At 69.5% G+C, this 13,699-nt stretch carries 12 protein-coding genes; 6 read left to right on the forward strand and 6 right to left on the reverse strand.

From position 1 onward, the window contains the following. The first annotated feature begins 8 nt into the window (after nucleotides 1-8). From ALI144C_RS06425 to ALI144C_RS06440, 5 genes are all read left to right on the forward strand, one after another. Entirely contained in the window at nucleotides 9-1,721 is a 1,713-nt protein-coding gene (locus ALI144C_RS06425) for an ABC transporter ATP-binding protein (RefSeq protein ID WP_076986076.1), read from the forward strand. Continuing rightward, nucleotides 1,718-1,888 (forward strand): hypothetical protein, encoded by a 171-nt coding sequence (locus ALI144C_RS56250; protein WP_193441156.1) that lies wholly within the window; start codon nucleotides 1,718-1,720, stop codon nucleotides 1,886-1,888. The genes ALI144C_RS06425 and ALI144C_RS56250 overlap by 4 nt, the downstream gene beginning before the upstream one ends. Beyond that, complete coding sequence (locus ALI144C_RS06430; protein ID WP_076986077.1) at nucleotides 1,885-3,606, forward strand: ABC transporter ATP-binding protein; 1,722 nt, start codon at nucleotides 1,885-1,887, stop codon at nucleotides 3,604-3,606. Before ALI144C_RS56250 ends, ALI144C_RS06430 begins: the two co-directional genes overlap by 4 nt. Before the next feature lie 3 nt (nucleotides 3,607-3,609). Beyond that, the gene (locus ALI144C_RS06435; protein ID WP_143230454.1) at nucleotides 3,610-4,476 is read left to right on the forward strand and encodes a phosphotransferase family protein; all 867 of its coding nucleotides are present in this window, start codon (nucleotides 3,610-3,612) and stop codon (nucleotides 4,474-4,476) included. A gap of 269 nt (nucleotides 4,477-4,745) precedes the next feature. Next, nucleotides 4,746-5,522, forward strand: a complete 777-nt coding sequence (locus ALI144C_RS06440; protein WP_441297536.1) for an APH(3'') family aminoglycoside O-phosphotransferase — start codon at nucleotides 4,746-4,748, stop codon at nucleotides 5,520-5,522. 58 nt (nucleotides 5,523-5,580) lie between these two features. Here ALI144C_RS06440 and ALI144C_RS06445 read toward each other — a convergent pair whose 3' ends face one another. From ALI144C_RS06445 to ALI144C_RS06465, 5 genes are read right to left on the reverse strand one after another with little or no spacing between them, the layout of a single operon-like run. Next, on the reverse strand, nucleotides 5,581-6,750 hold the full coding sequence (locus tag ALI144C_RS06445; RefSeq protein WP_083752777.1) for a serine hydrolase domain-containing protein: 1,170 nt from the start codon (nucleotides 6,748-6,750) through the stop codon (nucleotides 5,581-5,583). Further along, entirely contained in the window at nucleotides 6,747-7,865 is a 1,119-nt protein-coding gene (menC, locus tag ALI144C_RS06450; protein WP_076986081.1) for an o-succinylbenzoate synthase, read from the reverse strand. Before menC ends, ALI144C_RS06445 begins: the two co-directional genes overlap by 4 nt. After that, nucleotides 7,862-8,650, reverse strand: a complete 789-nt coding sequence (locus ALI144C_RS06455) for a hypothetical protein (RefSeq protein ID WP_076986082.1) — start codon at nucleotides 8,648-8,650, stop codon at nucleotides 7,862-7,864. Before ALI144C_RS06455 ends, menC begins: the two co-directional genes overlap by 4 nt. Further along, complete coding sequence (locus tag ALI144C_RS06460) at nucleotides 8,647-10,548, reverse strand: N-acyl-D-amino-acid deacylase family protein (protein WP_168211186.1); 1,902 nt, start codon at nucleotides 10,546-10,548, stop codon at nucleotides 8,647-8,649. Before ALI144C_RS06460 ends, ALI144C_RS06455 begins: the two co-directional genes overlap by 4 nt. Nucleotides 10,549-10,577: 29 nt before the next feature. Continuing rightward, nucleotides 10,578-11,987 carry an APC family permease gene (locus tag ALI144C_RS06465; RefSeq protein WP_330359570.1) on the reverse strand — a complete coding sequence of 470 codons (1,410 nt, stop codon included), beginning with the start codon at nucleotides 11,985-11,987 and terminating at the stop codon, nucleotides 10,578-10,580. A gap of 92 nt (nucleotides 11,988-12,079) precedes the next feature. Here ALI144C_RS06465 and ALI144C_RS06470 point away from each other — a divergent pair, with 92 nt between their 5' ends. Continuing rightward, nucleotides 12,080-13,294 carry a PucR family transcriptional regulator gene (locus ALI144C_RS06470; RefSeq protein WP_076986084.1) on the forward strand — a complete coding sequence of 405 codons (1,215 nt, stop codon included), beginning with the start codon at nucleotides 12,080-12,082 and terminating at the stop codon, nucleotides 13,292-13,294. Between the two features lie 3 nt (nucleotides 13,295-13,297). Here ALI144C_RS06470 and ALI144C_RS06475 read toward each other — a convergent pair whose 3' ends face one another. Beyond that, on the reverse strand, nucleotides 13,298-13,666 hold the full coding sequence (locus ALI144C_RS06475) for a YciI family protein (RefSeq protein ID WP_076986085.1): 369 nt from the start codon (nucleotides 13,664-13,666) through the stop codon (nucleotides 13,298-13,300). Nucleotides 13,667-13,699 lie beyond the last annotated feature (33 nt).

A 13,699-nucleotide genomic window follows, 5' to 3' on the forward strand; every position in this document is an offset into this window, starting at 1 on the left:
TCGTGGACATGGTTCACGACTTGTTGCGTCCCGTGATCGGCCGCATCCGGCTGGCATGCGTGCTCAGCGCCCTGGGGGCGCTGGCCGGACTGGCCCCGTACGTGGGGCTCGTCGAGTTGGCGGACGCCCTGCTGGCGACACCGACGGACCGCGACAGCGCGGCCACGGTGGCGGTCCTGATCGTGCTCGGCCTGGTGCTGCGGGCCGGGTTCATGAGCGCGGCACTGACGATCACGCACGTCGCGGACGTCCACCTGCAAGCGACCCTGCGCCGCCGGATGATCGCCAACCTCGGCCGGGTGCCGCTCGGCTGGTTCAGCCGCAACTCCTCCGGAGGGCTGCGCAAGACCGCGATGTCCGACGTCGACGCCCTGCACCAGCTGGTGGCCCACCACGCGGTCGAGACCACCGCCGCGATCGTCACACCGCTGGGCGCGCTGGCCTCCCTCGTGGTCCTGGACTGGCGCCTGGCCCTGCTCGCGGTGGCGACGATCCCGGTGTACGCGGCCGCCTTCGCCTGGATGGAACGCGGCTCCAGCGAAGTCCTGCGCAAGCTCGACGAGAGCAACACGCGCCTGAGCAGTGCCGTCGTCGAGTTCATCTCGGGCATCGCCGTGGTCAAAACCTTTGGCAGGGCTCGTAAAGCACACGCCGCGTACCGGCGGGCCGCCACCGAGTACACGGACTTCTTCGCCGCGTGGGTGCAGCCGATGAGCCGGATCGAGGCACTGGCCGGGCTGGTCGTTTCCGCGCCTGTGGTCGGGTTGGTCACGGTCGCGGGCGGAGTGTGGTTCGTGGGTGCGGGGTGGGTCAGTCCGGGCGAGGCGTTGGCCGGGGTGCTGCTGGCGTGCGTCATCCCGGTCGCGATCGAGCCGCTCGGCTTCGGCGCGTTGAACAAACGGACCGCCGTGGCCGCCGCGTCGCGGATCCGTGGACTGCTCGACGAAGCCCCGCTCACGGCACCCGCCGCGCCACAACACCCGGCGGACAGCCGAGTCGACTACGACGACGTCCGGTTCGCTTACGACGGCACGGATGACGTCCTGCACGGCGTGAGCTTCACGTGCGAACCGGGGACGGTCACGGCGCTGGTGGGCCCGTCGGGCTCGGGGAAATCGACACTGGCGACGCTGCTGCCCAGGTTCCACGACGTCACCGGGGGCGCGATCCGCGTCGGCGGCGTCGACGTCCGGCACATCGACCCGGCCACGCTCTACCGCCACGTCGGGTTCGTGCTACAGGACGTGCGGCTGGTGCGCGGGTCGGTCCGGGACAACGTCGCGCTCGGCCGTCCGGACGCGACAGCCGCCGAGATCGAGGACGCGTGCCGTGCCGCGCAGATCCACGACCGGGTCACCGCCCTGCCGAACGGCTACGACTCCGTTGTCGGGCAGGACGTCCAGCTGTCCGGCGGTGAGGCGCAACGGATCAGCATCGCACGGGCACTGCTGGCCGACACGCCCATCCTCGTCCTCGACGAGGCGACGGCGTTCGCCGACCCGGAATCGGAGGCGGCGATCCAGGACGCCCTGTCACACCTGGCCATCGGCCGAACGGTGCTGGTGATCGCCCACCGCCTGACGACGATCACCGGCGTCGACCGGATCGTCGTCCTCGACCACGGCCGGGTCGTCGAGACCGGCACCCACACCGAACTGCTCACCACAGACGGGCACTACGCGCGCATGTGGTCGAGCCTGATGACGGGGAGTTACTCGTGACGTCGCAGTACCAAGCACAGGAAACCGAACGCGTCACGGTAGACGCACAACCACTCGTCGCGATGGACGGCGGCTACCGCAACAGTGGCACGGGTCTGCGCCGGCGCGCCTTCGGCGAGATCCACACCCACGGCCCGCGAGTGAGCGCGGCGGAGGTCGCGGCGTGATCACCGACCTGCGGTTGTTGCTCGGGCCGGGCCGGGCGCACATCCTGACCGGCTACCTGGCCTGGACTGTCCTCTTCGGTGTGCTCAGTGGACTCGCATCGGCGTTGCTCGTGCCGGTGGTGGCGGATCTCGTGTCCGGACGGCCGGTGGGGTCGTCCCTGACGGCACTGGCGATCGTGACCGCGGTGGCGGCCATCGTCCGGTACGCGCAAACCAGACGAGGTTCCGCGGCGGCGCTGGAGACGATGTCGTCGATGCACGAACGCCTCGGTGATCACCTGGTGAGCCTGCCGCTCGGCTGGTTCGACTCGGACCGCACAGGACGCCTGACCCGGGTGGCGACCGACGGCACGGTGATGGTCACAGGGATCTTCGCCCACTTGCTGTCCCCGCTGGTGGTCAGCGTCGCCGCTCCCGCCACCGTAATGGTCGCGCTGTGCTGGTACGACTGGCGTCTCGGCCTCGTCGCCGCGCTGTCCATGCCGGTACTGGCCGTTGCGTTCCGTTTCGCCGCAACGAGTCTGGCCCGTGGCGAGGCGCGTAACCACGCCGTGGACGCCGAAGCGGGCGCCCGGGTTGTCGAGTTCGCGCGTAACCAACGGGTATTGCGTGCGTTCGGCCGGAGCATCCACGGTTATCGGCCGTTGGAGGACGCGATCGAGGAGCAGCGGCGGGTCCGCCGTCGCACCTTGATCCATGGCGTTGTGGGGCTGAGCGTCGGCGGGCTCACGGTCCAGCTCACGGTGACGGTGCTCATGCTCGTCTTGCTGTGGCTCGCGCTCAACGGTGCTGTCGCACCGGCCGCCGCGGTCGCACTGATCGCGCTGGTGTTCCGCTTCGCGGGGCCGCTCGCGGACGTCAGTGAGTACGCGGGCGCCCTTCGCATCGCGGGCGGCGACCTGCGTCGGCTCACCGATGTGCTGCGGGCGGAGCCGATGCCGCAGCCGCAGGTGTCGGCTCCGCTCGACCGACCGGGCCGGATCGAACTCGACGACGTCACCTTCGGCTACCGCCCGGAAACCCCGGTCCTGCGCTCGTTCTCGCTCACCGTGCCACCGGGCTCGGTCACCGCGCTGGTGGGGCCGTCCGGGTCCGGCAAGACGACCGTGATCCGCCTGATCAGCCGGTTCTGGGACACCCAGCGGGGCACCGTGCGGGTCGGCGGCGCCGACGTGCGTGACCTGCGCACCGAGGACCTGACCGGCCAGCTCGCCGTGGTGTCCCAGGACGTCTACCTGTTCGACGACACGATGGCGGCCAACATCCGCCTCGGCAGGCCGGACGCCACCGACACGGACCTGGCGGAAGCGGCCCGGCTCGCGGGAGTGGACGAGATCGTCGCCCGCCTCCCGGACGGCTGGAACACCCGGGTCGGCGAAGGCGGAACATCCTTGTCCGGCGGCGAACGCCAACGCGTATCGATCGCTCGTGCCTTGCTCAAACAAGCACCGATCGTGTTGCTCGACGAAGCGACGGCAGCGCTTGACCCGGAGAACGAACGCTATGTGCAGCGCTCCATTCGTCAACTGTCGCAGCGCAGCACGGTGTTGCTCATCGCGCACCGGTTGAACAACGTGGTGGACGCGGACCAGATCGTGGTCCTCGACGACGGCCGTGTCGTCGAGACAGGGACACACCAGGCGCTTTTGGCTTCTGATGGTGCGTACGCGCGGTTATGGCACGCCATGTCGAACGGACGCGGTTGGCGCCTACAATGAACTGTGACGGATCTTGCGCGCAGCATCGTCGAATCGGTCCTTGGCCGTGACCCCGGGCCGATGGTCGCCGCACCGGGCAAATCACACCAGGTCTATCTCGGACCGGACGTCGTGGTGAAGATCCTCGCGGCCGGGCACTCCCGGCTGGACCGGGAGATCGCCCTCGCGCACCACCTGCCCACCGGTCTGGCAGCGCCGCTGCTGGCCAGTGGGCAACACGGGCAGGTCCGGTACGCGTGCTACCCCCGTGTCCCGGGAACCACTCCCGGGATGTGGCTGCCCGGAGTGGACGCGACGACCGCGCGTCACCTGACCGAGCAGGCAGTCGAACGCCTCACCATGTTGCACAAGTGGACACCGCCGGACGACGTGCGGCATATCCTGTCCGAGGCGCTCGACCATGGTGGTTTCATTGGTCAAGCCGCGTTGTTCGCCGAAATCGACCGCGTGTCCGGGCATGGCGTATTGCGGCGCGAGGTGGTCGGCGGACTGATGGCGATCGCGCGAGGTGCACCGCCGCTCGCGCGGACCGACGTCCCGGTGCACGCGGACTGCCACTGGGGCAACTGGATGGCACACCAGGGCACCGTGACCGCCTTGCTGGACTTCGAATGGGCGCGCTTCGGCGAACCGATCGACGACTGGTACTTCCTCGCCCGGTTCAGCGGCGAGCACATGGCAACCGCCGTCGACGTCATCACTGGGGCGACGGGCATCCCGCACGATGAGCTCCGCGCGGCGTGCGAGGTCCGTGAGGCGGCTTATCTCGTGTCCGATCTGCTTGTCGAACTCGCGCGTTCCGGCGACCCGGCGGAGCTCGTCGGCGCACTCCACGAACTTGTGATCGACCGTGTCTGGGGCAAGGTGTGACCGTGACCTTCGACCACGAAGAGTGGCTCAGATCCACCAACGAACTCGCTGCCCGTTTGACGCACGGGTTTCAGGGCAGGTTCGGGTATCCGCCGGGGGAGAACACAGCCTTACCGGCCACAGAGCCGGTCTCCACGGCGGCGTTTCCGCCAACCTTGGCCCGAGTTCCACCCAGTGCCACGAGGGCCGTTTATGGGGCGTCACATGCCGGTAAGGTGGCCTTCACGGCACAGGGACGTGTCCGGTGTCGACTGGCTAGGATGATCATCGTGCTAGCGCCACCTGAATGGGAGCCCGTTACCAGTGGGGAGTCCGGCGCGTTCGTGTTCCGCAGCGCCGACGGCTCGCGGTACGCCAAATGCGTACCGGCCGCCGACGAGAGCGTCCTGGCGCAGGAGCGGGACCGGGCCGACTGGTTGGGCACCACCGGGATCCCCGGCCCCTCGGTACTCGACTGGATCACCGGCGACGAAGGTGCCTGCCTGGTGACCAGCGCCGTGCCGGGTGTACCCGCCGACGGACTGTCCGCTGAGGAACTCCGCAAGGCGTGGCCCGCCATCGCCGAAGCCGCACGGGCACTGCACGCCGTGCCCGCAGGGAAATGCCCGTTCACGCGGGACCTGGCGAAGATGTTCACCCTGGCGCAGGACGTGGTCGAACGCGGCGCGGTCAACCCGGACTTCCTGCCGGAAGAGCAGATCGGCACACCGCCGGGCGAACTGCTCGGACGCCTCGCCACCCAGCTCGACCTGCGCCTCGCCCAGGAAACCGCGGACACCGTGGTCTGCCACGGCGACCTCTGCCTGCCCAACGTCATCCTGGACCCGGACACGCTCGCGTTCGCGGGTTTCATCGACCTCGGGCGGCTCGGCAAAGCCGACCGTTACGCGGACATCTCACTGCTGCTGGCCAACTCACGGGAAACCTGGTCCGACGAGGACGAGGCGAGCACGGCCGACGAGGCCTTCGCGCGGGACTACGGCATCGCGCTGGACCAGAGCCGTCAGGAGTTCTACCTGCACCTGGACCCGCTGACCTGGGGCTGAGCCGAGCCCGCTCCTGCCGCCGCCGGGGCGGATCCGACGGCGGCAGGAGCGGTGCCTGCTACCTCCTGGTGGAGGCGGTCTTGGCCAACTCCTCCCAGATCACCGTCGCCGGGTGCTTGTCGAGCCTGTGGTGGTTGGTGGTGACGGCGATCGTGAGGCCGCGGGCACGGTCGGTCGCTGCCATCGAGGTGAACCCGCCGTACGTGCCGCCGTGGCCCTGCCAGGTGCGGGTCGCCACTGTCCTCTGCGAGGTCCCCATGCCGTACGGGGTGTCGCCCGACTGCGGCGAGGGCTTGACCATCATCTGCACCGTCTCAGGCCGCAGCAGAGTCCCACGCGCGAACACCGCGTCGAGCACCAGGCCCGCGCCTGTGGCGGTACCGGCGAACGCGCCGTCGGTGAACGGAAGCCCGTACAGGTCCGTCGGGATGCCCGTCGCGCCGTACGCCGTGAAGTAGTCCTCCAGCGTTCCGTCCTCCCGCCGCGTGTAGCCGTGGGCGAAGCGGTTGAGGGCTCGTTGCGTGCGCTCCATGGTGACGATGTCATCGGTCATCGGCACCTGCGGGGTACCCGCGCGCCGGAGGAAGTTCCGGTGGGCACGCACGAGCGCCTCGTCGCCGCCCGCGGTCTTGGCCAGCACGTGGCCAAGGATGATGTAACCGGTGTTGGAGTACTCGAACTTCTTGCCGGGGTCGACTGGTTGGCGGATGCCCGCGTTGAGCGCCTTGAAGGTGTACGGCCGGTCAGGCTTGTACTGGTCACCCGGTGGGAACAGCGACGCCGTCGCCGGGTCCCCGTACAGCTCGGGGTATCCGCCGGTGTGCGTGAGCAGCATGCGGACGGTGACCACCCGCGACCCGGCGACCTCGTCACCGACGTAGGCCGAGATCGGCTTGTCGAGGTCGAGCACGCCCTTCTCGACCTGGTGCAGCACGAACGTCGTGAGGATCAGCTTGCTGAGACTGGCGTACGTGAACATCGTCTGAGACGTGACCCGCTTGGCCGGGTCGTTGATCGCCTTGCCCCGCTTGCCGGACCACACGACCCGGCCGTTGTGGATCGCCACGGCCTGCACACCGGCGTCCCCGAACTGCGACGCGGCCCGTTCCAGCGCCTCATCCATCCGTTTCCCGAGGTCCTTGCCCGGCATGGCGGCCGCTGTCGTCGGCACGACGACCGCCATGCCGAGGGCCAGGGCCAGAACGCCACGCCACATTCTCCGATTCATTTGTCCTCCCTGAGTTCCATTGTCCGCACATCTGTGGTGACCGACTCGAGGGCACCCTCGTCGACGACCGCGCCGCAGCCCGGACCTGCCGGGATCTCGATGTGGCCGTCGACGAGTTCGAACGGTTGGGTGATGTCGTTGGTGTAGTAGCGGCTGGTGGCCGAGATGTCGGCGGGCAGGGTGAAGTTGGGCAACGCGGCGAGGGCGAGGTTGGCCGCCCTGCCCACCCCTGTCTCGAGGACACCGCCGCAGAACACCGGGACGCCGTGCGCCCGGCACAGGTCGTGGATCGCCCTGGCTTCCAGGTAGCCACCGACCCTGGCAGGTTTGATGTTGATGACGTCGGCGGCGCCCAGCGCGAGGGCGGTGGCCGTGGCCGCCAGCCCGGTGATCGACTCGTCGAGGCAGACCGGGGTGTTGATCTGCTTGACCAGCCGGGCGTGTGCGACCAGTTCGTTCGCCGGGAAAGGCTGTTCCAGCAACAGCAGCCCGAACTCGTCCAACGCGCGCAGCACGTGTGTGTCGCCGGTGCCGTATGCCTGGTTCGCGTCGACCTGCAGCAGCAGGTCGTCCCCGAACGCGCGGCGCACCGCCGCCACCGGCTCCAGGTCCCAGCCGGGCCGGATCTTCAGCTTGACCCGGCGGTAGCCGTCGTCGAGATAGCCGGCGACCCACTCCAGCAGCTCGGCGATGTCGGTCGCGATCCCGACCGAGACCCCGACGGGAATCGGCTTGCGCACGCCGCCGAGGTAGTCCAGCAGCGGCATGCCCCGGCCACGCAGTTCCGCGTCCAGGATCGCCGTCTCCACAGCCGCTTTCGCGAGTACGTTGCCCGGGACCTGCCGCATCGCCTCGTGTGCGTACGCGGCCGTGATCGGACCGTCCGAGGACAACAGCGGCAGCAGAACGTGCTCGATGACGTGCTTCGCGCCGTCGAGGTACTCACCGAAGAAGATCGGTTCCGGGTCGGCGGCGCATTCGCTCCAACCCTCGCTGTCCGGCCCGATCCACCGCAGCAGCACCAGTTCCCGTGCCGTTTCGACCGCGCGAGAAGTCCGGAAAGGACGAACAAGCGGCATGCGCACGGTACGCAGTTCGACTCGCACGCCGCTCATGCGCGCACCAACGCGTAGCAGCCGTCGGCGGTGATCCCGGCCGGTCGGTAACCGGCGGCCCAACTGCGGTCCAGCACCTCCCGCGACGCCAGCCGCCACCGTTTCGCCTTGGCGGGATCGGACCGGCGCACGGCCTCGATGTCCGGCGGGATCCACGCCAGCACAACAGGTCCGGTCGGCTCCCCGGCGACAACGGGATCGCCGTCGTGGTCGTGGTCGAGCACGCGCGGCCCCGCTTCACCGCTCCAGGCCAGGGGAGCGGGCTCGGCCAGGTGCCAGGTCGCGACGAGACGGTCGGTGTGATCGTCCCGGTTCACCAGATCACGCATGGGTGGGTAGAAGTCCTTCCGGAAGTCGGTGGCCCGGGCGCCGAGCCGGTTGAGGTTGAAATGCGCGTTGCGCCGCACCAGCGGATCGAACGTCCACACCATGGTCGACGCGCCGCGTTCGAGCGCCCACAGCCGCTGGGTTCGTTTGAGCGCAAGCCCGATGCCGCGCCCGGCGTACTCGGCCGAGACGGCCGCGATCAACGAGTACAGACTGTCGGACCCAGGCGCTCCCGCCAGCCCCACCGTCAGGCCGATGGGAAGGCTGCCCGCGAACGCGCCCAGGACGCACCCACCGCTGTGCAGAAAGCTCATCAGCAGGTCGGCCGGGATCGGCGGCGCGTCCCGGGGCGCACCCCACACGTCGGCGAGCATTTTCTCGGCCGCGACGCATTCGTCGACGGTGCGCAACTCCCGCACGATCACCCCGGCCCGACGGGTGGCCTCCTCCACCGTCATACCAGGCCGCCGTAGATCACGGTCGTCCCGTCGAGCTGGACTGTCGCCCGCCGCTGACCTGGTCTGGCCAACGGATCGTGCTCGTCGACGGTCAGGGTGAACGCGCGCTCGGAGCCGTTGGCGAGCCGGCCGATCCCGGTCACGGTGAACCACCCGTCGGCGGTTTGCAGCCTGCCGAGCCTGGTGGACGTCAGCACGCCCATCGGACCGACGACCGTGACTGTGCCCGAGGCCGACAGGGCACCGTCGCGCTGACGCAAAGCGGCGACCAGGACAGCGCCGTGCCCGTCCACCGGACGCACCACTCCGGCCACACCCGCCTTGAGATGCCTGCCGACGTTCTGCGGGCGTGTGGGCATGCCCGACGACCGCCGCAGCGCGTACCCGGCTGCGGCGCGGGTCGGCTCGCCGTCGGCCAGCGCGAGCCTGCCGTTGACGAAAACCCAACGCACGCCGACGGAGTACTGCTTGGGCTGCTCGAACGTGGCCTTGTCCGCGATGGTCTTCGGGTCGAACACCGTCACGTCCGCGGCCATGCCCTCGGCCAGGTAACCTCGGTCCACCATGCCGATCATGGTCGCGGGCAGGCCGGTCATCTTGCGGATCGCTTCCTCCCACGACAGCAGACCGCGTTCACGGACGTACCGGCCGAGCACGCGCGGATAGCTGCCGTAGTGCCGGGGGTGCGTCTGCGCCGACTCGGTCACGCCGCCGTCGGACGAGAACGCGACGAACGGGTCGGTGATGAAGTTGGCGAGGTCGTCCTCGGAGCCGATGTGCATGACGGCGAGGATGTTCCCGTTGTGCGCGGCGAGAAGCCGCATGATCGCCTCGCCGATCGTCACGTCACCGTACTCGGCCATGAACTGCGCGATCGTCTTGTTGCCCAGTTCCGGCAGCGAGACCTTGTCCGGCGTGCCGACGTCGTCGATCACGAACGCGGTGATCTCCTTGTCGATCCGCGGCCGCAGCGCCGGGTCGGCGAAACGCGCGAGCATCGCTGTCGTACCACCATCCTGGGCCCAGGACGGCACGTAGAAGGCCAGCCCGGTCGCCGCGGCCGTGTACGGGTAGACGTCGCCGCCCGCGTGCGTGCCCGCCGCTCGCGTCTCGTCGAGCAGGTCGAGCATGGTTCTCGACTTGCCCCAGTTGCGCGGACCGGCGACCTTCATGTGCGTGATCTCGGGCATCAGGCCCGCGGCCCGGCCGATCGCGATGTCCTCTTTGGTCGACTCGACCACGAGGTTCGTCTCGTCCCGCATGTGGTCCGAGAAGAACGCGCGCCACGACCGTGCGCCGCGCACCACGTCGACGACTTCGTTCGTGCGAGCGTAGGACGCGGGCGTGTAGCCGAGTCCGCCGGACACGCCCCACGCGCCTTGGCGCATACCGTCCTCGATCCGCGCGCGCATCTGCGTGGACTGCGCCGCGGTCGGGCGGGTGTCGAGTTCGCCCATCGTGGCTTCCCACACCGAGTTGAACCCGACGTACGGGGCGACGTTGATGCCCTTCTCGGCCCTGTCCAACTGCTTGAGCTGCTTGTCGATCTCGTACGTGCCGCTGCCGTCCGGGCCGAGCGTCTCCGTGGTGACGCCCTGGGTGAGCGAGCTCTTCGCGGCCGCCAACGGCGCACCGGTCTCCGTGTGCGCGTGCACGTCGATGAAACCCGGTGTGACGTACTGGCCGGTGGCGTCGTAGCGGCTGCGTGCGGTGACACGGCTGAGGTCGCCGAGCCGGTGGACACGGCCGTCCTTGATACCGACATCGGTGAACCGGCCGGGCGCGCCGCTGCCGTCGAACACCTTGCCGCTGTGGATGATCACGTCCAGTTCGGGTTTCGGCGCCGCGTAGGCCGCGGGCACGGACAACACGAGTGTCCCGGTCAGGACAGCCGCCATGACCTTCATGGTGGGCGTTCCCTTTCTCATCAAGCACCAAGCCGCGAGTGATGGCGGCTGTAGAGCACGTACACGGCAACCGCCAGCAGCAACCAGCCGCCGAACAACAGGTACGTGTCAGCGGGGAGCTGGTAGATCAGATAGGCGCAGCACCCGATCGACAGCAGCGGCACCACCGGGTAGCCGGGTACCGAGAACCCGCGTCGCAGGTTCGGCTCCCGGCGCCGCAGGATGATCACGCCGAGGGAGACCACCGCGAACGCCACCAGCGCTCCCATGCTGGTCAGGTTCGCCAGCTGTTCCAGCGGGACGACCGCGGCGATGAGTGCGACGAATCCGCCCACCAGGACAGTGCCCGCCACCGGCGTGCCGCTGCGGGGCGAGATCCGGCTGAAGACCGGCGGGATGATCCCGTCCCGGCCCATCGAGTACAGGATGCGCGTCTGGCCGTACAGCACGATCAGGATCACGCTGACGACCGAGATCACCACACCGGCCGAGAACACGGGGCCCGCCCAGCCCCCGGAGGTGACCTTCGCCAGGATCGCGGACAACCCGGCCTGCTGGCCCTCGAACTGCGTCCACGGCTGCGCGCCGACGCCGACCAACGCGACCAGCACGTACACCGCGGTGATCACCAGTAACGCGAACATGATGGCCAGCGGCAGCGTCCGGCGCGGGTCGCGCACCTCCTCACCGGCCGTGGACACCGCGTCCAAGCCGATGAACGAGTAGAAGACGGTGGCCGCCGCCGCGCCGACACCCGCGAACCCCATCGGCGCGAACGGGTGCAGGTTGTCCGAGTCGAACCCGGTCGCCCCGATCACCACGAACAGCGCGAGGATCCCGAGCTTGAGCAGCACCATGATCGTGTTGACCAGCGCGGACTCCCTGGCGCCCCGGACCAGCAGCAGACAGCACAGCCCGACGAGGATCACGGCGGGCAGGTTGACGTAACCGCCCGCGCCGGGCGGTGCGGAGATGGCCGCGGGCATCTGTGCACCGAACAGTCGCTCGGTCAGTTCGTTGAGGTACTGGCCCCAGGTGACCGCGATGACCCCGCCGGAAACGGCGTACTCCAGCAGCAGGCACCAGCCCACGGCGACCGCGGCGAGCTCACCGAGCGTCGCGTAGGCGTAGGAGTACGACGACCCGGAAACGGGGACGGCGGAGGCGAGTTCGGCGTAGCACAGCGCGGTCAACGCTGCCGTGATGGCACCGAGGACGAACGACAGGATCACCGCGGGCCCGGCCTTGGGCACGGTCGCGTTGAGCGTGAAGAAGATGCCGGTGCCGATCGTGCCGCCGATCCCGATCATCGTGAGCTGGAACGTGCCCATCGTGCGGCGCAGGGTGGTGCCCTGGGGCTCGGCGTCGGTGAACGCGTCGACTGGTTTGCGCCTGAGCATCTGGTGGCGAAACGACAAGCCGGTCGGCACAGTGGCCTCCTTCCGTCCCCCGGGGTGCTGCCATTCTGGAGCGGGAGGAAGGCCTCGTCGTTGGCGAAACCGCCTATACTTCGCCGGTGCGGATGTGGGAATCGCCAAACGTCGGCGGTACCAGCGAGGAGTTGTACGCCCTCGCGGACGCCATGGCGGCGGTGATCGGCGGCTCGGTCTCCATCGAGGACCTCGACAACCGCGTGCTCGCGTACTCGTCGATCCCCGACCAGCGCATCGACGACCTGCGCCGCCAGGGCATCCTGGACCGCCGCGTCCCCGACCAGCCCGAGCAGCCGCAGCAGTACCGGCAGGTCCTGTCGGCGGCGGGGGTGGTGCGGCTGCCGGTCCTCGGTCCGGACGAACTGCCCCGCGTGGCTGTCGCGATCCGGGCGGGGGAGCGGCCACTGGGCACGATCTGGGCGATCGAGGGCGCCACGCCGATGGACGCCACGGGCGAGTCCGCCCTGCTCGACGGCGCCAGGCTGGCCGCCACGCACCTGCTGCGCCAATGGGGCGCCGCGGAGCTGGACCGGCAGGACCGTGCGGACGCGCTACGCGGCCTCCTGGTCGGCGAGGGCACGGCGAGTCAAGCGCGCGTCCGCCTCGGCATGCCCGACCCACCGCGGTTGACGCTGCTCGCCTTCGCGCAGGCAGGCTCGTCGGTCCTGGACGCCCGGCTGGACACAGCCGCGGCCCGGCATTGGGCTGCGGTGTCCGCCGAAGCGGCGACCGCGACGATCAACCGCACCGCATACGTCCTGCTGTTCAACGACCCGCCGACCACCGCACGCCGGCTCGCCGAGCAGGCCGTCGCCGCCCTCTGCCGCGGCCTGGACGGTCCCGTGCGGTGCGCGCAGAGCCGGACCACCGGTGACCCCGCGGAAGTGCCCGCGCTGCGCGCCGAAGCGGACGCCATCCTGCGCGTGACCACCGCCGACCCGTCCGGCCGAGCGGTCGCCGTCCTCGGCGACGTCCACGCGAGCGTCCTGCTCAACCACGTCGCCGACTCGTTGGCCGGCCACCAGGGCCTGCGGCATCCGGGAATCGAGGCGATGCTGGAGCACGACCGCACCCGCCGCACCCACTACGCCGCGTCGGTCACCGCGTGGCTCGACGCCGCGGGCAACGTCGGCGACGCGGCGCGACAGCTCAACGTCCACCCCAACACGTTGAAGTACCGCCTTCGGCGCGTGCACGACCTGTTCGGGGTCGACCTCCTCGGCCACCCCGACGACCGGCTTTCCTGCTGGCTGCACCTGCGCCTCCAGCAGGATCAAGCCGTCTCCTCGACGGTGCCGAACTAGCCCTCAGTCCTGCGGTGCTTCCTGCAGTGCGCGGACCTCGACCCTGCTTCGCAGCGCACGCGAGGCCTGCTTGGTCCATTCGATCGCGACGTCGTCGTTCTCGGCCTCGATGATCCAGAAGCCGCCGAGGTACTCCTTGGCCTCCGTGAACGGGCCCGGTGTGAGTACGGGGCTGTCACCGGAGTAGTCCACCGTGGTCGCGCTCGACGGTGGCTGCAGGCCGCCGGCGGTCACGAACGCGCCCGCCTCCTCAAGGGCGGTGTTGAACGCACCGACCGAGGCCATGATCTCCTGCAACTCCGCCGGGTCCATGCTCTCCATCGTCGGCTCCTCGGCGGAGTCGTGCGGAAGGCTCAGGAAGTACTGCGTCATTGTCGTCTCCTCGTCGTACGGCCGGCGGCCGCT

The sequence above is a fragment of the Actinosynnema sp. ALI-1.44 genome, from assembly GCF_001984155.1.
Taxonomy (GTDB): domain Bacteria; phylum Actinomycetota; class Actinomycetes; order Mycobacteriales; family Pseudonocardiaceae; genus Kibdelosporangium.

Excerpts from the sequence above, each read along its gene's own strand:
- ALI144C_RS06425 (WP_076986076.1), top strand. The coding sequence starts at position 9 with ATGGTTCACGACTTGTTGCGTCCCGTGATCGGCCGCATCCGGCTGGCA.
- ALI144C_RS06445 (WP_083752777.1), bottom strand. The coding sequence starts at position 6,750 with ATGAATCGGAGAATGTGGCGTGGCGTTCTGGCCCTGGCCCTCGGCATG.
- menC (WP_076986081.1), bottom strand. The coding sequence starts at position 7,865 with ATGAGCGGCGTGCGAGTCGAACTGCGTACCGTGCGCATGCCGCTTGTT.
- ALI144C_RS06455 (WP_076986082.1), bottom strand. The coding sequence starts at position 8,650 with ATGACGGTGGAGGAGGCCACCCGTCGGGCCGGGGTGATCGTGCGGGAG.
- ALI144C_RS06460 (WP_168211186.1), bottom strand. The coding sequence starts at position 10,548 with ATGGCGGCTGTCCTGACCGGGACACTCGTGTTGTCCGTGCCCGCGGCC.
- ALI144C_RS06470 (WP_076986084.1), top strand. The coding sequence starts at position 12,080 with ATGTGGGAATCGCCAAACGTCGGCGGTACCAGCGAGGAGTTGTACGCC.
- ALI144C_RS06475 (WP_076986085.1), bottom strand. The coding sequence starts at position 13,666 with ATGACGCAGTACTTCCTGAGCCTTCCGCACGACTCCGCCGAGGAGCCG.